The organism is Trichocoleus sp. DQ-A3 (assembly GCF_039961975.1).
In the GTDB taxonomy this organism is placed as follows: domain Bacteria; phylum Cyanobacteriota; class Cyanobacteriia; order Cyanobacteriales; family FACHB-T130; genus FACHB-T130.
In genome coordinates, this window is record NZ_JAMPKC010000010.1 from 20,250 (window position 1) to 42,656 (window position 22,407).

Annotated in this window: 17 protein-coding genes; 8 read left to right on the forward strand and 9 right to left on the reverse strand. The window is 43.9% G+C overall.

Annotation, left to right across the window (positions count from 1 at the left end; translation table 11 throughout):
* Positions 1-179 precede the first annotated feature (179 nt).
* The 4 genes from NDI44_RS16165 to NDI44_RS16180 all read left to right on the forward strand — a co-directional run bounded on the left by NDI44_RS16165 (position 180) and on the right by NDI44_RS16180 (position 6,088).
* A complete protein-coding gene (locus NDI44_RS16165; RefSeq protein ID WP_190411116.1) occupies positions 180-3,206 on the forward strand; it encodes a tetratricopeptide repeat protein in 3,027 nt (1,008 codons plus the stop codon).
* Positions 3,207-3,214: 8 nt separating this feature from the next.
* The gene (gene glcD, locus NDI44_RS16170; RefSeq protein WP_190411117.1) at positions 3,215-4,687 is read left to right on the forward strand and encodes a glycolate oxidase subunit GlcD; all 1,473 of its coding nucleotides are present in this window, start codon (positions 3,215-3,217) and stop codon (positions 4,685-4,687) included.
* Between the two features lie 45 nt (positions 4,688-4,732).
* Positions 4,733-5,386 (forward strand): hypothetical protein, encoded by a 654-nt coding sequence (locus NDI44_RS16175; RefSeq protein WP_242036982.1) that lies wholly within the window; start codon positions 4,733-4,735, stop codon positions 5,384-5,386.
* A gap of 114 nt (positions 5,387-5,500) precedes the next feature.
* Positions 5,501-6,088: a GDSL-type esterase/lipase family protein gene (locus NDI44_RS16180; RefSeq protein ID WP_190411118.1), complete on the forward strand. Its 588-nt coding sequence runs from the start codon at positions 5,501-5,503 to the stop codon at positions 6,086-6,088.
* A 179-nt stretch (positions 6,089-6,267) separates the two neighbouring features.
* On the opposite strand, the gene NDI44_RS16185 is transcribed toward NDI44_RS16180, so the two are convergent.
* The gene (locus NDI44_RS16185) at positions 6,268-6,834 is read right to left on the reverse strand and encodes a hypothetical protein (RefSeq protein WP_190411119.1); all 567 of its coding nucleotides are present in this window, start codon (positions 6,832-6,834) and stop codon (positions 6,268-6,270) included.
* Between NDI44_RS16185 and NDI44_RS16190 the strand changes: the two genes are divergently transcribed.
* Positions 6,817-7,842, forward strand: coding sequence for a 1-acyl-sn-glycerol-3-phosphate acyltransferase (locus tag NDI44_RS16190; protein WP_190411120.1), 1,026 nt, complete (start codon positions 6,817-6,819; stop codon positions 7,840-7,842). The genes NDI44_RS16185 and NDI44_RS16190 overlap by 18 nt on opposite strands.
* A 39-nt stretch (positions 7,843-7,881) precedes the next feature.
* Here NDI44_RS16190 and NDI44_RS16195 read toward each other — a convergent pair whose 3' ends face one another.
* The 8 genes from NDI44_RS16195 to dxs all read right to left on the reverse strand — a co-directional run bounded on the left by NDI44_RS16195 (position 7,882) and on the right by dxs (position 15,104).
* Positions 7,882-8,406: a rhodanese-like domain-containing protein gene (locus NDI44_RS16195; protein ID WP_190411121.1), complete on the reverse strand. Its 525-nt coding sequence runs from the start codon at positions 8,404-8,406 to the stop codon at positions 7,882-7,884.
* A 116-nt stretch (positions 8,407-8,522) separates the two neighbouring features.
* Positions 8,523-9,323, reverse strand: a complete 801-nt coding sequence (locus tag NDI44_RS16200) for a sterol desaturase family protein (protein ID WP_190411122.1) — start codon at positions 9,321-9,323, stop codon at positions 8,523-8,525.
* Between the two features lie 62 nt (positions 9,324-9,385).
* Positions 9,386-9,685 carry a hypothetical protein gene (locus tag NDI44_RS16205; protein ID WP_190411123.1) on the reverse strand — a complete coding sequence of 100 codons (300 nt, stop codon included), beginning with the start codon at positions 9,683-9,685 and terminating at the stop codon, positions 9,386-9,388.
* A 73-nt stretch (positions 9,686-9,758) separates the two neighbouring features.
* Positions 9,759-10,313 (reverse strand): type IV pilin-like G/H family protein, encoded by a 555-nt coding sequence (locus NDI44_RS16210; protein ID WP_190411124.1) that lies wholly within the window; start codon positions 10,311-10,313, stop codon positions 9,759-9,761.
* A gap of 178 nt (positions 10,314-10,491) precedes the next feature.
* Complete coding sequence (locus tag NDI44_RS16215) at positions 10,492-11,040, reverse strand: type IV pilin-like G/H family protein (protein ID WP_190411125.1); 549 nt, start codon at positions 11,038-11,040, stop codon at positions 10,492-10,494.
* A 172-nt stretch (positions 11,041-11,212) separates the two neighbouring features.
* Positions 11,213-11,593, reverse strand: a complete 381-nt coding sequence (locus NDI44_RS16220) for a type IV pilin-like G/H family protein (RefSeq protein ID WP_190684665.1) — start codon at positions 11,591-11,593, stop codon at positions 11,213-11,215.
* 294 nt (positions 11,594-11,887) lie between these two features.
* Positions 11,888-12,946, reverse strand: coding sequence for an S-methyl-5-thioribose-1-phosphate isomerase (gene mtnA / locus NDI44_RS16225; RefSeq protein WP_190411127.1), 1,059 nt, complete (start codon positions 12,944-12,946; stop codon positions 11,888-11,890).
* Positions 12,947-13,196: 250 nt separating this feature from the next.
* Positions 13,197-15,104: a 1-deoxy-D-xylulose-5-phosphate synthase gene (gene dxs / locus NDI44_RS16230; protein ID WP_190411128.1), complete on the reverse strand. Its 1,908-nt coding sequence runs from the start codon at positions 15,102-15,104 to the stop codon at positions 13,197-13,199.
* Positions 15,105-15,323: 219 nt separating this feature from the next.
* Here dxs and NDI44_RS16235 point away from each other — a divergent pair, with 219 nt between their 5' ends.
* The 3 genes from NDI44_RS16235 to NDI44_RS16245 all read left to right on the forward strand — a co-directional run bounded on the left by NDI44_RS16235 (position 15,324) and on the right by NDI44_RS16245 (position 22,266).
* Entirely contained in the window at positions 15,324-16,919 is a 1,596-nt protein-coding gene (locus tag NDI44_RS16235; RefSeq protein ID WP_190411129.1) for a serine hydrolase domain-containing protein, read from the forward strand.
* A 192-nt stretch (positions 16,920-17,111) separates the two neighbouring features.
* A complete protein-coding gene (locus tag NDI44_RS16240; protein WP_190411130.1) occupies positions 17,112-17,864 on the forward strand; it encodes a peptidylprolyl isomerase in 753 nt (250 codons plus the stop codon).
* Between the two features lie 805 nt (positions 17,865-18,669).
* Positions 18,670-22,266, forward strand: a complete 3,597-nt coding sequence (locus tag NDI44_RS16245) for an endonuclease/exonuclease/phosphatase family protein (protein ID WP_199304753.1) — start codon at positions 18,670-18,672, stop codon at positions 22,264-22,266.
* The last annotated feature ends 141 nt before the right edge of the window (positions 22,267-22,407 follow it).

Consider the following 22,407-nt stretch of genomic DNA (forward strand, 5'->3'; position numbering starts at 1 on the left):
ATTCCAGCAGTCGATGCAATACGCGCTACGAGGTCAAGTATGCACGATTGGCACTCCCTCCCCTTTCTAGCACTAACTTTTGCCCTGTTTATCATCTTCCTCAAGATTTTAACGAACCAAAGCTTTGTGCCTAATTTTTTCTTTAGATAAACTAAAAGTAAGCATACAAGGTGTTAGCGATGGATTACCAAAAGTTTGTTGAGCAACTGCCCAGCCTTTATGAAAATTGGGGACGCGAATCGGTTGTACCTAAATCAAAGCGGTTTCAGCAGGCACTTGACCAAGTTCAAGGAATGACTACTGCCAACGTAATGCAGTTGCTCAATTTTGCTGTGGAGTGCATGGAACCAGATGAAATATATTGCGAGATTGGCTGTTATCAAGGTTCTACTTTAATTGGCGCACTGCTCGATCATCCAGAACGAATGGCATACGCTGTAGATAACTTTTCTGAATTCGACCAATCCGGTGAGAATCTGGATAAATTAATTAATAATTTATCAGGTTTTGATATTCAAGATCGAGTTTATTTTTGCAATCAAGACTTTGAAGAATTTTTATTAGAGCTTCGAGAAATTAATCCAGATGACAAAATCGGGGTTTATTTATATGATGGTGTTCACGACTATCGGTCGCAATTATTAGGATTACTCCTAATCAAACCGTTTCTAGCAGAGAAGGCATTGATTATTATCGATGATAGCAATTGGGAAGCGGTGCGCCAAGCTAATTGGGATTTTATGGCTGCTAACCCAGAGTGCGAATTATTGCTGGAGTTGCTGACGCCAGGAGATGGCTATCACACTTTTTGGAATGGGATTCAGGTACTCAGTTGGGATGCAAATAAAAAATCTAACTACCCCTGGTCTGCTTTCAGCCAAGTGCGGCAAACATCAGTTGTTCAGGCTATCTATCAATTACAATTTATTGAACAAAAAGAAGAAGGATTAGATAAACTTTATCAAGAAGCATTATCTTTCCACCATCAACGGGATTTTGCAGCAGCAGAAAAAAAGTATCGCGAGTTTCTTTTGTGGCGAAATAACAAGACTGAAGCGTGGCTAAACTTAGGAATACTATATTATGAAACAGAAAAATATCAAAACTGCATCGAATCTATTCTAACTTTAATAAAAATAGATACCTCTTCAGCTCAAGCATATTATATTCTTGGTTTAGCTTTAGAGAAAATCAATCAAAATATTCAAGCAATTTCAGCTTATAAAGAAGCGCTCGCGCTTGAACCCAAACTAATTGAAGCTTACAACAATTTGGGCAATCTTCTCACTCAGGTAGGTGAAAGTAAGGAGGCGGAAGCAGTCTACCGTCAAGCGATCGCAGCTAACTCCAGCCACTTTGGTAGCTACCTCAATTTAGGAAACCTTCTGATGGAGCAGAACCTTCTAACTCAAGCGATTGAAGCCTATGAAACAGCTCTATCTCTCAACCCAAACGATACCACTATATTGAGTAACTTGCAAATCGCATTAACAGCTCAAGCTAATCCAGTTCAGCTTCTTTTAAACTTGGGAAATAAATTTTATAGCTTAGGGAAATATGAGGAGGCGATTAAGCAATATCAAAGTGTTTTGGAAGTTTCAGTAGCAGCTTCAGAAATTTATTTTAATTTGAGCGAATCTTTTAGGCATTTAAATCGGATAGAAAAAGCGATATCTACACTTCAAGAAGGCATTCGCTTTCACTCGAAAGCTGGGAAACTGCACTTTTACTTGATTAAATTATTGCAGCAGGACGGACGGATTAAAGAAGCAATATCAAGTGCAGAAAAGGCATCTCAAATCCTGCCTAATGAATACGTATTCAAACTTTTCAAAAATTTGATCTTACCATCTGTTTACGATACATCAAATGAAATTGACTTTTATTGTCAAAGATTTATACAAGGTCTACAAAAATTAATTCAAGAGACAGAAATTCAAACGCCAGAAGAAAAAACCAATGCTTTAATTGGTATAAGTTGTTTCACTAACTTTTACTTAGCTTATCAGGCTCACAATGTTGTAGGGTTGCAATGTCAGTATGGAAATTTAGTCCATCAAATTATGGCAGCAAACTATCCACAATGGGTGCAGCCTATATCCATGCCTCCGCTTAAGGAGAACAACAAAATTCGTGTTGGTTATGTTTCGGCTTATCTGCATTCTTACAGCGGAACCTTGTGGTTAACAGGCTGGTTGCGTTACTGTGAAAAGCAAAACTTTGAAATTTACTGTTATTACACAGGAAATGAACCAGACCATATAACACAACAATTTCGGGATTACAGTGATGTATTTCACCATATTCCTTATAATCTTGAAGCTGTATGTCAACAGATTTTGTCTGACAAACTACATATACTTGTATTTCCAGAAGTTGGGATGGATGCTCCAACGATACAAATAGCTGGATTGCGTCTTGCTCCTGTACAATGCGTAGCGTGGGGACATCCAGTTACAACTGGTTTACCAACTTTGAATTACTTTTTATCTAGTCAGTTGATGGAGCCGGAAGATGCACAAGAACATTATTCGGAGAAACTGATTCGTCTACAAAATATTGGTGTGGCTTATCCAAAGCCACAAGATATTCCTGTGTTGGCAAAAACCCGCTCAGATTTTCAGTTACGGGATGATTCAGTTATTTATTTGTGTTGCCAAGCACCTTTCAAATATTTGCCACAATATGATTTTATTTTTGCGGAAATAGCACAGCGTATTCCTGAAGCTCAATTTGTATTTCTTCGAGGTGATTTACTGCGGAAACGTCTCTCACGTGCTTTTGAATTAGTTGGTTTGCATAGCGAAGACCATTGTGTATTTCTTAAGGTTCCTAGTCGCCCAGATTATCTAACGCTCAATTTACTTTCAGATATTTTTCTGGATACGATAAGCTGGTCTGGTGGCAATACAGCGCTAGAAGCGATCGCTTGCAATTTACCCGTCGTCACCTGTCCTGGGAAATTTATGCGAGGTCTTCACTCTTATAGCTTCCTCAGAATGATCGGGGTGACAGACACAATTGCTCAGACTGAAGCAGAATATATTGATATTGCTGTAAAGTTAGGTTTAGACCCAGTTTGGCGGCGCGACGTTTCAGAAAGAATCAAGGCTCGCCATGACTATCTTTATGATGACAAAAGTTGTGTAGCAGCTCTTGAAGATTTTTATAAACAGGTTGTCCAAAAGGGACTTACGCAGACATAGAGTTACCGATGATTACCCAAGACAAACAACAACGAAACTGGCAACCGATCATTAAGCAATTTGAGGCAGTTATCGGGAAAAACGGCGTCGTGCAGCGTCGTGAGGAGTTAATAACCTACGAGTGCGATGGTTTAACTAGCTACCGACAAAAACCTGCCCTTGTTGTGCTGCCGCGCACCACAGAAGAAGTCGCAGCGGCAGTAAGGATATGCGACCAAAATCAAATTCCCTGGGTTGCACGCGGTGCTGGCACTGGACTTTCTGGTGGAGCCTTGCCTGTAGAAGATTGCGTGCTAATTGTTACTGCATTGATGCGAAAAATCTTGAGCATTGACTTAGAAAATCAGCGGGTTGTGGTGCAACCAGGAGTAATTAATAACTGGGTAACACAAGCCGTTAGCGGTGCCGGATTTTACTATGCGCCTGACCCTTCCAGCCAGATTGTCTGCTCGATTGGTGGTAACGTTGCAGAAAATTCTGGAGGCGTCCACTGTCTCAAATATGGTGTTACCACTAACCACGTTTTAGGTTTAAAACTAGTTCTCCCCGATGGCTCTATTGTAGACGTGGGAGGACAAATTCCCGAAATGCCTGGTTACGATTTAACAGGTTTATTTGTTGGTTCTGAAGGCACACTAGGTATCGCTACAGAAATTACTCTGAGAATCCTTAAAACGCCGGAATCAATTTGCGTTCTTTTAGCAGATTTTACCAGTGTCGAAGATGCTGGAGCCGCTGTATCAGATATTATCAGCGCTGGGATAATTCCAGGCGGTATGGAAATTATGGATAATATCAGCATCAACGCTGTCGAAGATGTTGTAGCCACAGGTTGTTATCCCAGAGATGCTGCCGCTATCTTATTAGTCGAAATAGATGGCTTAGAAGTGGAAGTGGCGGCAAATAAACAGCGTATTTCGGAAATTTGCACCACCAATGGAGCGCGTAGCATCACCACGGCAAACGAAGCGGAAAAGCGTCTAAAACTATGGAAAGGACGGAAAGCAGCCTTCGCAGCAGCAGGCAAACTCAGCCCTGATTATTATGTCCAAGATGGGGTAATTCCCCGGACTCAAATGCGATTTGTACTGCAAGAAATTGAAGCATTGAGCCAAAAATACGGCTATCGTATTGCTAACGTCTTTCATGCTGGAGACGGGAATCTTCACCCACTCATTCTTTATGATAATTCGATTCCTGGGGCATTGGAACAGGTGGAAGAATTAGGGGGAGAAATTCTTAAACTTTGCGTAGAAGTAGGCGGAAGCCTTTCTGGGGAACACGGGATTGGAGCAGATAAAAAATGCTATATGCCGCAAATGTTTACCGAAACGGATTTAGAAACAATGCAATGGGTACGCCAAGTATTTAATCCCAAGGGTTTGGCTAATCCAGGTAAAATATTTCCTACTCCCCGCACCTGTGGCGAAGCTGCACACGCTCAGTCTCAAAAGCACTTTGAGTCAGTTGATATATTTTAATTCATTAACCAAGAGCAAATGATTCGCTAAGAAATTTGGGGAAGTATGCGATCGCGCTACAATCTAGACATAGAAAGATGCTTTAATTTGCAATCTAGATGGGAGTCTTTACTACAACCGTTTCAGGTTGAGCAAGAGATTGGTCAGAAAGTGTTGCTTGAATTATTCGAGGCTTACTCCAGTGATGGTAGATATTATCATACTTTGGAGCATATAGAACAAGTTTTAGCAACGCTTAACGATTTGCGATCGCTATCCCAAAACTATGCAGCAATTGAATTTGCAGTTTGGTTTCACGATGCAGTTTATAACCCAAAAGCTAACGATAATGAGGAAAAAAGTGCAGAATATGCAGCGATGATTTTGAAAGGGTTAGACATTCCCTCATCAACTATAGAGGTTGTATATTCTTTAATTAGAAAAACCAAATACAATCAAAATATAGACGGTATTGATAGCAAAATTTTTCTAGATGCAGACCTTTCTATATTAGGAGCATCGGCTACTAAATACAGAATATATGCTCAAGCAATTAGAAAAGAGTATTTATGGGTCTCTTCCACAAAATACAGAACAGGTAGGAAACAAGTATTGCAGAGCTTTTTAAACCGAGAACGAATATATTTTACTGAAAAAATGTTTGTTGCTTTAGAACAACAAGCTAGACAAAATATTAAAGAAGAAATGGAATTGTTATGAAAAACTGTAAGAGCGATCGCTTAATCCGGTAAAGTCCTTCTAGAGGCAACGATGCTTGTGCTATTCAGAAAAATAGATAGGTAAAGAAAAAACTAAAAATAGATTTCAGGCAAAATGCGAATTTGCTTTATTGGTGACTCCTTTGTAAACGGAACTGGCGATCCAGAGTGTCTTGGTTGGACGGGAAGAATTTGTGCAGCAGCACGAAAGCAAGGTTATGACATTACTTATTACAATCTTGGGGTACGGCGGGAAACCAGCGCGGATATTAGATCCCGTTGGCTAGGTGAGGTTGCTTGTCGCTTGCCTAAAGAATATGATGGCAGGATTGTTTTCTCGTTTGGTGTCAATGACACCACCCTGGAAGATGGGAAAACTCGTGTGAAGTTAGCGGATTCTTTAGAGAATTGCCGTGCAATTCTTGACGTTGCAAGGCAAAAATTTCCAGTCTTGATGGTGGGATCGCCACCAGTTGCAGAGATTGAGCAAAATTTTAGGATCGCTGGTTTGTCTGAGCAGTTAGCTTGTTTATGTAGCGATCGCAATGTGCCTTATTTAGATGTTTTTACTCCTTTACAGGCGTCATCGGTGTGGATCGGTGAGGCAACAGCGAATGACGGCGCTCACCCTGGTGCTGCCGGTTATGCGGAATTTGCTCACTTAGTGCAAAGTTGGTCTGCGTGGTTATCGTGGTTAAAATAGCTCAATTCACATCTTGCGCCAAGCTCACAATGGAAAGGCGATCGCATTCTAGCTAGGAAAGCGCGAACCAACTGAAAATAAAGGGTTTTGTAACCTGCTCCCAGCAGGTTTTGTTTGTGTAACTGTGTTTCAACAGCCTAGAGCAAGATGTAACTTCATGGCGAAAAGTTCAATATTTCTTAGAAAACCCAGAAGTAGAGATAACTGAGCCAATAAATCAAGTTCACTGCAATGAGTAGTCCTTTGCCGATGTAGGAGTGAACCATCCCGAAGACGTAAACGCTTGCTACCAGCACCAGCAACCGCTCAACGAAAGAAACAATCGTGCCGTATTTGTTAGTATCCCAATAAGAGATAGGACTGATAAAACGATAGTCGCTGAAGGGCAAAAAATGCCTGTGCGCGTCGTCGCTGTGGACGGGTAAATCTCCGAGGGAATGCAGCACCATGCTCAGAAAGACGATTTCAAGGGGTTTCCACCCGTAGTAGCGAGCGATCGCTACCCCAATTAAAGCCAATGGAATTGAATGAAAGAGGTGGATAATATTTTGCCAAAAAGGTTGATAGTAAGCTGTTGACCAGATTTGGCGTTCCGGTAGGCGTTGAATATATTTCGCCACAAGGTAGAAAACAAAAATTGGAATATCGGGTAATATAGCGCCCAACACGATTAGGAGATTGAAGTGCGATTGTTGCGGTTTAGCGAGAATGCCGAGATTGAGAATGGCATGGCTGGGCGTATTCACGATTATTCTTGGAATTGGTTTGATTGGTTTTGTCTTTGGTATCCTCCAGGCTGGCTGATTTTATTCAACCGCCACTGGCAACACTATCACACCGATCCCGATGGTTGGAATTGGCTGGAGTATGGATTGTTTCTCATTCCTGGGGGATTTTATCTGGCGTTGTTGATTCGTTGGATACGTCTCGGCTTTCGTTCACCCCGCCGGGGAGAAGGGGAGTTTGACCCAAATTATCAGCAAGCTTTTCGAGATGAAGTGCTGGCTCCGATTGTGAAATATTATTTTCAAGGAGAGCTACAACAACTCGAAAATTTACCTCAAACTGGGCCGTTGATTGTATCAATGAACCATGCGGGAATGTGTTTCCCTTGGGATATTTTGGGATTAGGAACGCTTTTAAGCCAGACACGGGAATGGGTTGTGCAACCGCTGGCGGGTGTTTCGTTGTTTGAACATCCCTGGGTGATTTGGTGGCTACCTCCAGGATGGTCGCAAGTTCTAGGCGGCGTTAGGGCAGAAGCTGATGAATTTGAAGCGGCGGTGGCTCAAAAAACCATCTTACTATACGCGCCGGAGGGCATACGCGGGCCGGGAAAAGGGTGGAAAAGGCGTTATCAGTTAGACACTTTTCACCCAAGTTTTATCCAGTTAAGCGATCGCTATCGCATTCCGATTCTGCCCGTTGCTTGCATCGGCAATGAATCTTTGCATCCTTGGGCAATCAATCTTAAGAAATTTGCAAGAGCCATCTACTTGCCTTTCTTGCCTGTCTCTTTTTTGATGTTTTTCTTCATTCTCTTCCCATCTATGGGTGTTTGGGCAATGCGAAGTCGGCTGCGTTATTTTATTCAGCCTCTCTATCAAACTTGGTCAACCGAAGTTGTTGAAGACGAGCAACTTCCAGAACCAAAAACTTCTACTCGGCAAGACCGAAACGCTGCTTACCGACACGCACAACTATTACAAGAAAAGCTGCAAAGTCAAATTAACCAACTTCTGAGGAAGAAGTAATCTAGGTTTGATTTGCATTCAATCAGTTTTTATAAGAAGTTAGTTAGCATTCAACTTCTTGGCTTGTAAAATAATTGGAGATAAGACCGCTTTATCTTGTTCCGCAGGCACGGCTTTCCGCCATGCAGTAATACCGCCTGATAAGACTGCCATCTTCAACCCCGTTCCCTCTAACATCCAGTAGGCTTTAGTTGAACGGGTTCCTTTGGTGCAATATAGCACTACCGTTGGTTCGGGTTGATTGGGTTGAACGCTCTTTTTCACCAATGCCTTAATACGCTCAATCCCTATCCCCGTTTCAATCTGAGTCAGAGGTACCAGTGGAGTTTGGGCAATATGATCTTTAGCGTACTCTTCTGGCGATCGCACATCAATAAGGAACACTGGCTTTAGTTTTCCCTGCTGCAACTGCGCTACCGTCACTTTGTTTGCATATTTGCCAGTTGCGATCGCTTGGATGTCGATGTCTGCGATCGCGAGCGCGGCACCTAAAGCACCAACACTAACAGCGACAATCCCTAAAATTACAGGTAAAGGACGTAAACGACTGGTTATTTTAGTCATTATTTGCATAAAACTTTCCGATGAGTGACACCTCAACCTCATTACCATAGCAACCGTAATACCGAGATGTCATTAGTCACAACTAAAAATAAAAATTATGAACCATAAAAACTTTTTTATATATTCGCTATTCTTTTAACTTGATTCATAAACTTTTTTCGTTTAGAAAACGGGTAGAGTATTTGTCCAAGATACCCAGAAGGCACAGGTTCGGATATCCCATACTTGTTCGGCATTTTACCCACAGGCATATAGAGAGTGCCGAAGATTACATCTAAAATTGGAAGCTGAGCTGCAAAGTTTTTGTCATAGAACTTTCGCTCGGAGGTGTGATGCCAGTGATGAAATTCTGGGGTGGCAATTATCCACCGAAGCCAGCCAAACCTAATTTTTATATTGGCATGAATAAAGAAAGCTTCAAAAGCACCAAAAATAAAAAATATAGCGAACGTTTCTTTAGTAAAGCCTAATATGTATAGCGGGACTATCTGAAAAGTTTTCGTAAATATTTGGTCAATGGGATGCAGACGCACCGTTGCCAACCAGTCCATTTCTTCTACGCTATGGTGAATCGCATGGAATTTCCACAGCCAAGGAATCTTATGAGTGAGTTTATGAGCAATGTAATATCCAACATCAGCGATAAAAATTGCTTCCCCAAACTGGAACGCTACAGGTTGAGAAGCAACGTTCATCTGTATTTCTGAATTGATTAAGCTTTTGAGAAACTGTCCAATTAATATTCCACTAATGGCTAATACTGCCGTTCTGCCAACAAAGTAACCAATAAAATAATGGATGGCATCTGTTTCCCATCCTTTACGAAATATCTTCTGTTTGTGTAAAAAAAATATTTTTTCTATGGGGACTAATATAAACAGCAGCAAAAAAAAGCCTTTAACAACATCAGGAAGCATAACTTTTAGACATTTATTGATTAATTATGGTGGGCATTGCCCACTAGACACCTTTTTAGGATTTAGAGAGGCTGGATAGTGTCTTCTGATTGTATCTCTATACAAGTATCCGACGAAGTAGTAGACATATCATAAATGGCGAAGATACAGAGCGTGAACAAGGCTCCAAGACCCAGCGCCCCGAGAATTCCCATTAAGACGAAGAGTGGCTTTAGGTCGTGACTAAGATGATTTCGCGATAACTGCTCTTTAGAAGCCGCATTCGTTGCTGTATCTTCAGTTGTTTCTTCAGCTTGAATGGGTAGATTTAATTGTGAAGATATCTTGGCTGACTCTTGTTCTTCTTTATCCTTAAGCTGCATGATTACCTCCGGTGAATCACTTGATTTGGAAGATTGCCGTTTCAGGCGATCGCTATAATTTTTAGATGTGCTACTAGCGTAACGGATGAGTATTAGAACCGCAAGTGACAACACCCTTTTGGTAAGTTGGCTCGGCAGGGAATTGGCTAGTAGGAGTATCTGTCTCGCATAATATTGTTAACGATTCCTTATTATTTTTAGCCGCCTTTTTGCCTACCTTAGATACAGGTACTATGAAGACAGCCCCAACATAGCTCTTCAGCGGTTTTGAGGCAGTTTTCTGAGCGATCGCGTAGTTGAAGACTGCCGTTTTTGTGGCTCGAACGGAATATTCGTAATTTTTTGTTTTAGATTGAACACCTAACCCTAGTTTCGGAATTGAAGCCACAAAAGCACCATTTTCTAGATAGTAGGCTTGCTGTGCTCTATTCATTGAGCCGATATATTGTTTCCCTTCTGATTGACCAGCTTTGCCTCCACAGCTCACAGCGCTAGGAAGTGCTATAGCTACCAAAATACCAACAATGCTAATGACAACGACAACCAAAAGCGCAATCAAGACATTACCCTGGTTGTCATTTCTATTTGACAAATATTGTAACCACTTAGCTCTAAAATAGATATTCATATTCTATCTTTTCAAGTAAACAAACCCCGGATATTTTTTTGTGTTTTGCGTAGGTGCAAAGTCCAAAATGCTTGAATAAGTATTCACTAGCAAGATGAGAAATTCCTGAAAAGTTTAGATTTTGGCCTGCTTAGATACCAATCCATAATCTAACCTTTCTTCCGAGTTAGCCTTAAGACTAATAACGGGAGATTTTTGTGGTGTTAGAACCGCAAGCGACTTCGCCATTTTGATAAGCTGGTTCTACAGGCTTGATTGCACCGGGAGCATTCGCTTGACACAGAATCCTTACTGTAGTTAAGTCTCGGGAATGATTGTCCGGTACGATGAATACAGCCCCAACATAGCTCTTCAGGGGTTTTGAAGCAGTTTCTTGAGCGATCGCGTAGTTAAATACCGCTGTTTTTGTTGCACGAATAGAATATTCATAATCTTTTGTTTTACTTGGAATACTTAGACCGAGTTTCGGCAGAGAAGCAACAAAAGTATTATTTTCTAAATAGTAAGCTTCTTGTCCTCTGTTTATAGAGACGATATAGATTTCTCCTTGCGATCTCTTGTTATTGGCTGTGTTGGCACAATTCAAAAAAATAGGCAAAGCCATAACTGCCAAAACACCAAAAATTATTATAAGAATCAGAATTCCAATGTAGAAGGCTATACCTTCATTTTTATGTTTTTTAAATAAAAAGTGTAACCACTTAGCTCGGAAATAGATGCTCATCATCTTCACTTTTGTCAAGTAAATAAACCCAATATACTTTTTTGTGTTTTGCATACACGCAAAGCACAAAAAGCTTTAATAAGTATTCACTGGTAGAATGAGAAGTTCCTGAAAAGGTTAGATTTGGGATTGCTTAAGTGTCAATTCCCAATCTAACCTTTCTTCCGAGTTAGCCTTAAGGCGAATAACGGTAGATTTCTGTGGTGTTGGAGCCGCAAGCAACTGCGCCATTTTGATAAGCTGGCTCTACAGGTTTGATTGCGCCAGGGGAATCCGCTTGGCACAAAATTGTTACTGTTGTCTCACGGTTAGCAGCTTTAGATTTGACCTCAGTAGCTGGTATTACAAACACAGCCCCAACGTAACTGTTATTTCCTTTACTTTGGGATATCCCGTAACTAAAGGCAGCCGAAGAAGTGGCACGGGTTGAATATTCGTAGTCGTCACCCTGCTTTTGAAGGCGGATTCCTAACTTATTAAAGTCGTTAGCAAAGGACTTTTTTTCAGAAAAATGGGCTTCTTGAGCTAAGTTAATTGACTCAATATTTTCTTCCACTGCTGATTGCTTAACTGGGCCACATTTCAACATAGGGGGAAACCCGAGTGCGAAAGCAATGGGATTACCTACCAATACCAAACTCCCTATCGTTATTACACCCGTTGCGAAAAAGAGTATGTTTCTTCGCTGTTTGAGGGAATCTTGCCAATTGTAAAGAGACGATGAATCTGTTTGTGTAGACGCCGCAAATTTACGGATTGGTTCGGTTTTAAAAAGATGTTGTTTGGTTTTGGCTGTGGTCTTTCCCAAGGTTCGTTCCTTTTAATTTTTCTGTTGTATTGTTGCGCCCTTCTAAACCAATTGTTTGGTCTGAAACTGTTTTAACTCACTGGGTGCGATCGCGCCATACTCGGTAATCACTGCTGAAATTAATTCAGCGGGAGTGACATCAAATGCTGGATTGTAAAACTCCACGCCAGCAGGAGTAAGAAGCGTATCGCCAACTTGGTAGATTTCCGAAGCGTGGCGCTCTTCAATCGGAATTTTGCTGCCAGAAGACAACTCAAAATCAATCGTAGAGAGGGGTGCGGCAACAAAGAAAGGAACATTGTGAGCCTTGGCAACCAGTGCAAGACTGTAAGTGCCAATTTTATTAGCAGTGTCACCATTTGCGGCTATCCTGTCAGCACCGACAACGACTGCATCAATTAAACCCTGTTTCATACAGTGAGCTGCCATACTATCGGTAATCACCGTAACTGGAATGCCTTCTTGGACGCATTCCCAAGAAGTCAGCTTCGCACCTTGCAAGCGGGGACGAGTTTCATCAGCATAGACTCGCTCCAGACGCCCATCTCGCCACGCAGAACGAACAACGCCCAAGGCAGTTCCATAGCCAGCAGTTGCCAAGGCTCCAGCGTTGCAGTGAGTCAGAATAACCAGTTTATGAGGATTGGAGGGTAAAGCTTTTAAACCGTGATCGCCGATTGCCTGACAAGTTTGCAAGTCTTCTGCATTAATCGTTTTAGCAGTGGTGAGTAAAATGGATTTAATTTCTTCTACCGTTCCGAGAGACTCATAGGCAGTTCGCAACATCCGCGCGATCGCCCAAAATAAATTAACCGCAGTTGGACGAGTTTGCCGTAACATCTCGGCAATTTGCTCCAACTTGGTCAAAAATTCCTCGCGCTTGTCTGTCTGAATCTCTCTTGCCCCCAGGTACATCCCATAGGCAGCCGCAACACCGATAGCCGGTGCCCCCCGGACAATCATCGTTTTAATCGCCTGCGCCATATCTTCGCAACAGCTGATTTCGACAAACGTGTACTCGGTAGGCAGGCGGTTTTGGTCGATGAGCAAAACGCGGTCTTCGTTCCAAATAACCGGAAAAACTTGAGTTTTGGTAGACATATTGGCGGTGAGTTGCTAGTTATCAATATGATAGTTTCTAACAACTTAGCCGATATTTACCCGACTAACTGCTTTTTTACCTCGTGCTTTCTCCCGAAAACTTAGGGTGATTTTGCCTTAACGCAAAAGAACACCAAGGAAAGCTCAGACTACACCCAAAGCGCAACCGATATCATTGCGTACCTCTGCGTTAGCGAAGCGGCGCGACAGCGCTTACCTGTGCGTACCTTTGCGTTAAAAAAACCTACCTTTAACTCATCACTGCTGACAGCTGAGGACTAAAAGATTTCCTCACTCGCTCGGCAATTTGAGACGGTGTCAGACCCAGTTCCGCCATCGACTGTTCTGGCGTAGCATGATCCACTAATACATCAGGCACGCCAAGTCGCGTTATCGGCACCATCAGATGATTATCCAGCAAGCTTTCCGCCACAGCCGAACCAAAGCCGCCAATGATGCAGCCTTCTTCCAGCGTCACCACCCGACCAATCTGCTGAGCCAGAGGCAAAATTAACTCAGTATCCAGCGGCTTAGCAAAACGAGCATTAACAACAGTCGCTTCAATCCCATGCTCGCTCAAAATTTCTGCTGCCTGCATGGCGGGATAGACCATCGAGCCATAACCCAGGATTAAAACATCATCGCCTTGGCGCAAAATTTCTGCTTTGCCGATGGGTAGTTCTTCCCAGCCTTCTTCCATCAGGGGAACCCCGTAACCATTGCCGCGAGGATAGCGCATGGCAATCGGACCATCGGTGTAGTTAACACCAGTCACGATCATCTGCTGCAATTCAGCTTCATCTTTGGGTGCCATTAGCACCATGTTCGGGAGACAGCGCAGATAGGCGATATCGTACATCCCTTGGTGCGTGGGGCCGTCAGCACCGACAATTCCGGCGCGGTCAAGACAGAAGAATACGGGTAATTTTTGAATGCAGACATCGTGAACGATTTGGTCGTAGCCACGTTGCAGAAAAGTAGAGTAAATCGCGACAACGGGTCGCATCTCTTCACAAGCCAAACCGGCAGCTAAAGTGACAGCGTGTTGTTCGGCAATGCCAACATCAATGTATTGCTTGGGCAGTTTGCTGGCGAGTTTGTCTAAACCCGTGCCAGTCGCCATTGCTGCTGTGATGCCGACAATTTTGGGATTATTCTCCGCGAGTTTAACCAGCGTGTGGGAAAAAACTTTGGCGTAAGAGGGAGGCTTGGGTTTGCTGGAGGGAACCGCTTTACCAGTAGCCAGGTTAAAGGGGGATTGTGCGTGGTAGCCGACTTGGTCTTTCTCCGCTATTTCGTAGCCTTTCCCTTTCACAGTTGCTACGTGAACCAGGACTGGCCCCTGCATTTTGTGGGCTTGTTTGAAGGTGGCAATCAGTTCCTCTAAATTATGACCATCCACTGGTCCCATATAAGTAAAGCCGAGTTCTTCAAATACCGCCCCTACCTTCGGAACTGCCAAACGCTTCATCCCTTCTTTCACCCGTTCCAGTTCTGGGGTCAGGGATTCACCGACAAAGGGAATATGCTTGAATTGCTCCTCAAGATTATCTGTAATAAACTGCATCGGCGGACTGAGACGCATTTTGTTCAGATAGCGAGGAATCGCGCCGACGTTGGGCGAAATTGACATTTCGTTATCGTTCAGCACCACCAGCAGGTTAGTTTTGGGCAAGTGTCCGGCATGGTTAATCGCTTCCAACGCCATACCGCCTGTGAGCGCCCCATCGCCAATTACCGCCACGACTTTGAAGTTCTCACCTTTAAGGTCTCGCGCCATCGCCATACCCAAAGCCGATGAAATACTGGTGGAAGCATGACCGGCACCAAAGTGATCGAATTTACTTTCACATCGCTTGAGATAACCGGCGATGCCATCTTTTTGGCGCAGTGTGTGGAAGCGGTGATACCGCCCGGTGAGCAGCTTGTGCGGATAGGCTTGGTGCCCAACATCCCAGGTCACTTTATCGCGGTCTAAGTCTAGCGTTTGATACAAAGCGATTGTCAGTTCTACGACCCCCAATCCCGGTCCCAAATGACCGCCGCTGGTGGCTACAGTTTGGAGATGCTTTTCCCGAATTTGACGGGCAATTTGCTGAAGTTGACGAATTGATAGACCGTGCAACTGGTTGGGATGAGTAATTTCACTCAAATGCATTCCAGATTTCCCTATAAGCTTAAGGATCGGATTTTAGTTATCTCTTTAAACTGTAATGGATTTGGGGGAACGAACCGAATGATTACGGTAGACAAGGCGGGTTTAGTCTGCCTAACCGTTAGAGACACGGAAGCCCCCTCGCTGTTACCCGGATTGTTAGCGGGATGCACAATATCCGATGAAATCCGTAAATTACAAAAATTCTGGATGTAGAGACCAATGCTTAACTTTTATCAATTAGAACAGCAAATCGAAGAACAGATGAAAGCCTCCGCTATCCCAGGTGTGGCGCTTTCGGTTGTCCAAAATCAGGAAGTCATCTATGCCAGGGGTTTTGGTGTCACTAGCGTGGAAGATGGCTCAATCCCTGTAACTCCGCAAACTCTGTTTCGGATTGGTTCTGTCACCAAGCCGCTCACTGGTACTGCGGTGATGCGGCTGGTTGAGACTGGTAAGCTTGACCTCGATCGACCCATTACAGATTACATTGATTGGTTCGCCTTCAGCGAGGAGGGAGCTGCTGAACGCATCACCCTACGGATGCTGATGACGCATACATCTGGACTCCCTACGGATGCCCAAAACTATGGTCGGCGCGATCCAGAGGGACTTGAGGCTTACGTCCGAGACCAGATCCCGAAGTACCCGATTATTGCACCTCCCGGCAAGCTGTATTCCTATAGCAATCCCGGCATTATGGTGGTTGGTTATATTGCTGAGGCTGTCAGCGGTAAGCCCTTTACACAACTGATGCAAGAGTTAGTTTTCGACCCTTTGGAGATGCAACGCACGACATTCGATCCGACGGTGGCGATGACTTATCCGATTGCTCAATCGCACGACCAAAATGAGGATGGGACGTTAAGGGTGGATCGCCGTTTTGCTGATAATACAGCTGGCTATCCGGCGGGATTTATCATTTCCACGGTGCTGGATTTGGCAAACTTTGCGATGATGCACATGAACGAGGGTTGTTTTCGCGATCGCCAGATCCTCTCACCCCAGTCGGTTGCCCAAATGCAAACACTTCATGCAGACTGGTATACGGCGGAAGGGGCGGGATATGGACTGACTTTCATGGTTGATCCCTACAAGGGGATACGTCGAATCGGACACAATGGTGCAATTAGCAGCTTTGGTAGCTGGTTCCTCATGGTTCCGGAGGCTGATGTTGCAGTTTCGCTGGTGTTCAACCGTCGCGCCCCTGACTTCGCTGCTTACAAAATCGTCAACCGAATCTTTGACGAACTCCTGAATCTGCCAAAGCAGGCACCGAAGCCGCAAGCGATCGCGCCCGATACCGCGTTATGGTCGCAGTATACAGGATTATATTTGGGACCTCAGACGGGTTTGCTCAAGATTCAGGTGGTGGATGGTCAGCTGATGCTTGAATTAAACGAGCAGGTAATGCCTTTACAGGCGCTCAAAAAAGACCTTTATTTTGCACAAAAGCCAGATAGCCAAGATAAAATTCCTGTCGGTTTTATCCTCGAAGCAACAGAACCGACACGGTATATTATGGTCAACTCTTCACCCTGCGAACGCATCGAACTCGATGCTTCGTTTGTGCCGGATTTCTCGGCTTGGGCATCTTATGCGGGCAGCTACACGTCATATCTAGATACGCTGACTATCCATGTTGAGGCAGATCGCGTGTTCCTCCACACCAAAATGTTCAACCAAGATGTGCCCTGCATCCTGATAGATAACACCCACTTTGCTTGCAAATTCGGTCTAATTGAAGTGCAAGTTGCGGAGGATGGCGTTGCGCGATCGCTTAACTTAGGAAATTATTTCATCTTTACCCGCTGTTAAATCATCCCAATTGCTCTGTTGATTTCAGCCAAAACAATAGTTGCGTCATCTGGCAATTCTCTAGTTCAATCCACACTTCTGTAAAGATAACGACCGAATCTGCTATAAGATTTGGTCAGTAGCAAAGAGTTGAGAACCAATCCGAGTGACTCATGCAATCGGGGAAAACCTAGGCGGGTAGCTGCGTTTGAGATGGCGGAAATTTTTCAAGTTGGCAGCCAGGTAATTCAGGCACATGAGATTCCGTCTTTGTTGAGCCGTTATCAGTTGCTGCCCCAGTTTTTGCAAGGGATTATTATTGACGAAGCGATCGCGCTCTATTCTTGCACAGATATAGAGCGTCAATTGGCTGTAGAGCAGTTTGCCGCGCAACACCAACTCACCTCCCCAGAAACGCGAAAAGCTTGGGCGGTATCCCAAGGCATAACCTTAGAACAACTGGAAGACTTAGCTGTACGACCCTTGCTGCTAGAGAAGTTTAAGATGGCTACTTGGAGTTCAAAGGTCGAGTCTTATTTTATCGCTCGCAAAGCGAGTCTCGACCAGGTAGTGTGTTCCTTAATTCGTACCAAAGATATGGGAATTGCCCAGGAAGTCTACTTTAGAATTCAGGAAGGAGAGCAATCTTTCGCAGAGTTAGCTAGAGAATATTCCCAAGGAACAGAAGCTCACACTGGGGGAGTCATTGGCCCGGTAAGTTTGAGTGCTTTGCATCCAGCGATCGCAAAAATGCTATCCATTAGTCAGCCGGGACAGTTATGGCCTCCTACTCGTCTGGAAGAGTGGTATGCAATCGTTCGACTTGAAAAGTTCTTGCCAGCACAGCTAGATGAACAAATGCGCCGTCGATTGATTGACGAAATGTTTAATAACTGGCTCAAAGAGCGGATGCAACAAGTCGGTTTATTACAGTTTATCGAGTCTTCAGTCTCGGATTCAGCATGACTTTAAAGGCAAAGTTGATGTAAATTGATTGCCCCCCAATTTAGCGGGGGTTGGGGGATCAAAACGGGACTTGCAAGTTCAAGAAGACTTGTATATACACGGTAGCTGTGGACGGGGAGCGGTAGCAGGGTGGTTTCATTTATTAAAAGAAAATTCTGTAACGTTGATTTTGGTTGGCGGTAGGGGCTTTTTGATTGCCATATCCCTACAAAATGTCGCAATGCCTCGAAATTTTCTAAGGATTGTATGAAACCACCGTGCAGTAGACGGGGCGGGGTCTCCCTGCCCGACTTTAAGGTAGCCCCGCAGCAGGGTTCGCCCTCCCAAGATAGAGGGTGGTTGCCGACAAGTATTAGCCCACATTTTGCCGCTCTCAGTATATCTACAGAGATAGCGATTTCTTAGTACCAGGATGGTTTATGAAGATTGCGTGAATTTACGGCAACTTCATCCCAGCTTAATTTATACTTAGAATTAATTATCAGGGTTTGTTAACATCAACTGAATATCTTTAGGGTGGTGCTATTTAGGCTAAGGAAAGTTTGAAATCCTGCCCTTGGCACTGAGATAAGTGCTGATGATGTTGGCTACAAACAACCAATTTTCTGGAGAGATAGATTTTGCCAAAGTATCTGTTTTACTACAAGTAGGTTAGCTCAATTTGACCTGCCGAGGGAAAGAGTAATCTCTGTGAAGAAACAGTAGTATGGCGATCGCTCCTGAAAATTGGAATTTAGCGATCGCCATACTACTCCCACTTGACTTCACAGTTCTAGACAACCATTGAAAATGAAAAGAGACTTATATGGCTCCGACAACGCTTGCTGCTGGTGACATCGCCATTATCGGTTTCAATTTTGACGATCCCGATCAATTTGCCTTTGTTTTGCTAAAAGATATTGCTTCTGGAACTGCAATTCACTTTACAAATAAAGGTTGGCAAAGCAGCAACGAATTTAGAAAGGGTGAAGGAACCCTGACTTGGACAGCAAATAGAAACTACTCGGTTGGCGAAATTGTCAATCCGGGTGTTGGTTCAATGAAACTTTCAAGTGATGGAGATCAAATCCTTGCCTACCAGGGTTTGGCAACAGCTCCCACTTTTATTTATGCATTTAATAGTAACGATTCGGCATGGGCAGAGAATGCGACCAGTAACAATAACTCTGCATTACCGCCAGGATTAACAAACGGGTTAACGGCGGTATCTATCCCAGAAATTGATAACGCAACTTATAACATTACTAACGGCACTTTCGGAACTAGAGCAGAGTTACTTGCAAAAATCAGCAACCCAGCGAATTGGATGGGCAATAATACCCAACGGTTGACGATGCCCAGTAGTGCATTTACAGTGACAAATACTGGCAGCGAAATAACAGAATCCCTTAGTTTGACGGTTGACTCCGCTACCTTCTCAGAAGCTGCGGGTGCAGGTGCTGCCACTGGAACTGTTACCCGAACCGGAGACTTATCAAAGTCACTCACGATTAACTTACTCAGCAGCGACACCAGCGAAGCTACCGTTGCGACAACTGTAACCATTCCAGCAAATCAGGCATCAGCAACCTTCGCAATTGATGCGGTGAACGATCCGTTTGTAGAGGGTTCTCAGACAGTGACATTAACAGCTTCTGCAACCCAATATATTAGCGGCACAATTACCGTAACCGTAACTGACGACGAACTAGAAGCTGGTAATCTTCGCATCCACGATATTCAAGGTGCTAGCCATACATCGCCGTTGGTGGGTCAGTTGGTTTCCAAAGTCCCTGGTATCGTCACCGCAGTAAAGTCAAATGGATTTTATCTGCAAGATCCCAATCCGGACACGAATGATGCTACCTCCGAGGGGATTTTCGTCCTCACTTGGATAACCCCCAAAGTCAGTGTTGGGGACTCCATTCTGGTTAGCGGGATTGTTGATGAATTCATTCCTAGCGGTTCTGATAGCAGCAGTCTCTCTACAACTCAAATTATTGTGGGGAATGCAGGGATTGCAACAATTTCCAAGGGCAATCCTTTACCTAATAGCACTATTTTGGGTGAGGGCGGACGCACGATTCCGACTCAAGTGATTGATGATGATGGATTAGGTATATTCAACCCGACGCAAGACGGCATTGACTTCTACGAAAGCCTAGAAGGAATGCGGGTGCAGGTGAATAATGCGGTAGCGGTAGGGCCTACCAATGATTTTGGTGAAATTCCCGTCCTGGCTGACAATGGTGTGAATGCTAGCACCCGAACGGACAGGGGCGGTATTGTAGTTCAGCCGGGGGATTTTAACCCAGAACGGATTATTATCGACGATGCCATTATTAACGGTGAACCTCAAGTAAATGTGGGCAACACCTTCACTGGTTCCATCACTGGCGTCATCGACTACAGCTTTGGCAATTATAAGCTTCTCAATACTGCACCTTTACCTAACGTCATTTCTGGAAATTTAGCACGGGAAACAACTGCATTAACAGGAAGTGCTGACCAGTTGACGGTTGCTAGTTTTAACGTCGAGAATCTCAATCCTGCTGATGATAACGCTAAATTTAGCAGCCTTGCGAATATTGTTATCAATAACCTCAAATTACCAGACATTATTAGCTTGGAGGAAATCCAAGACAACAATGGTGCCACAAATGATAGTGTCGTTGATGCTAACCAAACTTACCAAACCCTAATAGATGCGATCGCATCTTTGGGTGGTGCAACTTACCAGTACCGTCAAATTAACCCGGTAGACGACCAAGATGGCGGTCAACCGGGGGGGAATATCCGCGTCGGCTTCCTCTTCAACCCGAATCGCGTTGAGTTTGTAGACCGTCCTGGCGGCACCTCCACGACTAACACCACCGTAAATAGCGGAACAGATGGCCCAGAACTTTCCGCTAGTCCGGGTCGCATTATTGACACTAACCTTTCTAATGGTGACGCCTTTGCCAACAGTCGCAAGCCTTTGGTTGGGGAGTTTCTCTTCAAGGGCAACCAAGTATTTGTTATCGGCAACCACTTCAACTCCAAAGGTGGCGATCAACCTCTTTTCGGAAGTTCTCAACCGCCAATACTCACTTCAGAAGCGCAACGTCTACAGCAGGCCGCTACCGTTAATAACTTTGTCGATAGCCTACTGGCAATTGACCCCAATGCCAATGTCATAGTACTGGGGGATTTTAATGATTTTCAGTTCTCGAAGCCGTTAGAAGTATTGAAAGGAAACGACCTCACGAACCTGATTGATACTTTGCCGAAAAACGAACAATATTCTTACATTTTTGAAGGGAATTCTCAAGCACTTGACCACATCTTGGTCAGTAAAAATCTCAACACAACGGCAGAAATCGATGTAGTACATCTCAATGCCGAGTTTGCAACTCAAGATAGCGACCACGATCCGCTAGTCGCCCGTTTTACCTTACCAATCAATGGCAGCGCAAGTTCTAATACCTTGGTTGGCAATAATAGTAATAATCGCATTGATGGGAAAGCGGGGAACGATACCCTGATCGGACTGCAAGGAGATGATATCCTCACCGGCGGTGGTGACCAAGATATTTTTGTGATTCGCAGTGGCGATGGCACCGACACGATTACAGATTTTGGTAGCGTAGGAACGGGAAATCATCCATCCGCAGAAATGATTTCCAAAGTCGATACCCTCAAATTTGAAGGTACTGGTTTAATTGCCAGCAATCTACTTTTAACTCAAACGGGTAACGATCTAGCGATCGCATTCGATGGCGTTGATAACACGAAGGTTATCTTGAAAAATTTTACCCTCCAAGATTTCAATAACCTCCAACAATCTACAGGTGCGTCGGTAGACATCGGCAATATTCTCTTTAACGGACAAACGCAGATTCAGAAAAGCTTTGAAATTGCTAACGCTAACGAGGAGCTCAAACAGATTTTCAACAAAAATACCGTCGCTTTCCTTAACGATTTGGATAACAACACCCAAGGTTTTGATGCTTCTAACGATGTTATTAACGGTCAAGGTGGCAATGATACGTTAGAAGGATTGGGTGGCGATGACTTGCTGCGTGGCGGGATTGGCAAGGACACTCTATTAGGTGGAGAAGGAAACGATTACCTCGCCGGTGGCGACGGTGATGACTGGCTTAATGGTGGGATTGGTCAAAATACACTCTTCGGCGGTAATGGTAGCGATCGCTTTGTTGTATCGAATAACAGCGGCACAAACACGATTCTTGACTTCACGGATACTCAAGACCTCATCGTATTCTCCGATGGTTTGAAGTTGGAGTATCTAACGATTACCCAAGGTACAGGTGCGAATGCAAACGATACTTTAATCGGTCTTGCGAACACAGGGGAACTATTAGCAACACTTACTGGAGTGCAAGCAAACACCCTGACCAGCGATGATTTCACCACGATCTAGTTAAGTGAAAATCAATTGGTAATCGTCTGTTGACCGTAATCGGACATCGTTCTGGTTAGGGTTTACGGACCTAAACCTCTATAAGAAAAAATTATATAAAGCAGAGATAAAGTCACAATGAATTTTTTATAAAGTTTTTGT

What these genes read in the sequence shown, in the direction of transcription:
- NDI44_RS16165 (WP_190411116.1), top strand. Translation starts at nt 180, where the DNA reads ATGGATTACCAAAAGTTTGTTGAGCAACTGCCCAGCCTTTATGAAAAT.
- glcD (WP_190411117.1), top strand. Translation starts at nt 3,215, where the DNA reads ATGATTACCCAAGACAAACAACAACGAAACTGGCAACCGATCATTAAG.
- NDI44_RS16175 (WP_242036982.1), top strand. Translation starts at nt 4,733, where the DNA reads ATGCGATCGCGCTACAATCTAGACATAGAAAGATGCTTTAATTTGCAA.
- NDI44_RS16180 (WP_190411118.1), top strand. Translation starts at nt 5,501, where the DNA reads ATGCGAATTTGCTTTATTGGTGACTCCTTTGTAAACGGAACTGGCGAT.
- NDI44_RS16190 (WP_190411120.1), top strand. Translation starts at nt 6,817, where the DNA reads ATGGCTGGGCGTATTCACGATTATTCTTGGAATTGGTTTGATTGGTTT.
- NDI44_RS16195 (WP_190411121.1), bottom strand. Translation starts at nt 8,406, where the DNA reads ATGACTAAAATAACCAGTCGTTTACGTCCTTTACCTGTAATTTTAGGG.
- NDI44_RS16200 (WP_190411122.1), bottom strand. Translation starts at nt 9,323, where the DNA reads ATGCTTCCTGATGTTGTTAAAGGCTTTTTTTTGCTGCTGTTTATATTA.
- NDI44_RS16205 (WP_190411123.1), bottom strand. Translation starts at nt 9,685, where the DNA reads ATGCAGCTTAAGGATAAAGAAGAACAAGAGTCAGCCAAGATATCTTCA.
- NDI44_RS16210 (WP_190411124.1), bottom strand. Translation starts at nt 10,313, where the DNA reads ATGAATATCTATTTTAGAGCTAAGTGGTTACAATATTTGTCAAATAGA.
- NDI44_RS16215 (WP_190411125.1), bottom strand. Translation starts at nt 11,040, where the DNA reads ATGATGAGCATCTATTTCCGAGCTAAGTGGTTACACTTTTTATTTAAA.
- mtnA (WP_190411127.1), bottom strand. Translation starts at nt 12,946, where the DNA reads ATGTCTACCAAAACTCAAGTTTTTCCGGTTATTTGGAACGAAGACCGC.
- dxs (WP_190411128.1), bottom strand. Translation starts at nt 15,104, where the DNA reads ATGCATTTGAGTGAAATTACTCATCCCAACCAGTTGCACGGTCTATCA.
- NDI44_RS16235 (WP_190411129.1), top strand. Translation starts at nt 15,324, where the DNA reads ATGCTTAACTTTTATCAATTAGAACAGCAAATCGAAGAACAGATGAAA.
- NDI44_RS16240 (WP_190411130.1), top strand. Translation starts at nt 17,112, where the DNA reads ATGGCGGAAATTTTTCAAGTTGGCAGCCAGGTAATTCAGGCACATGAG.
- NDI44_RS16245 (WP_199304753.1), top strand. Translation starts at nt 18,670, where the DNA reads ATGGCTCCGACAACGCTTGCTGCTGGTGACATCGCCATTATCGGTTTC.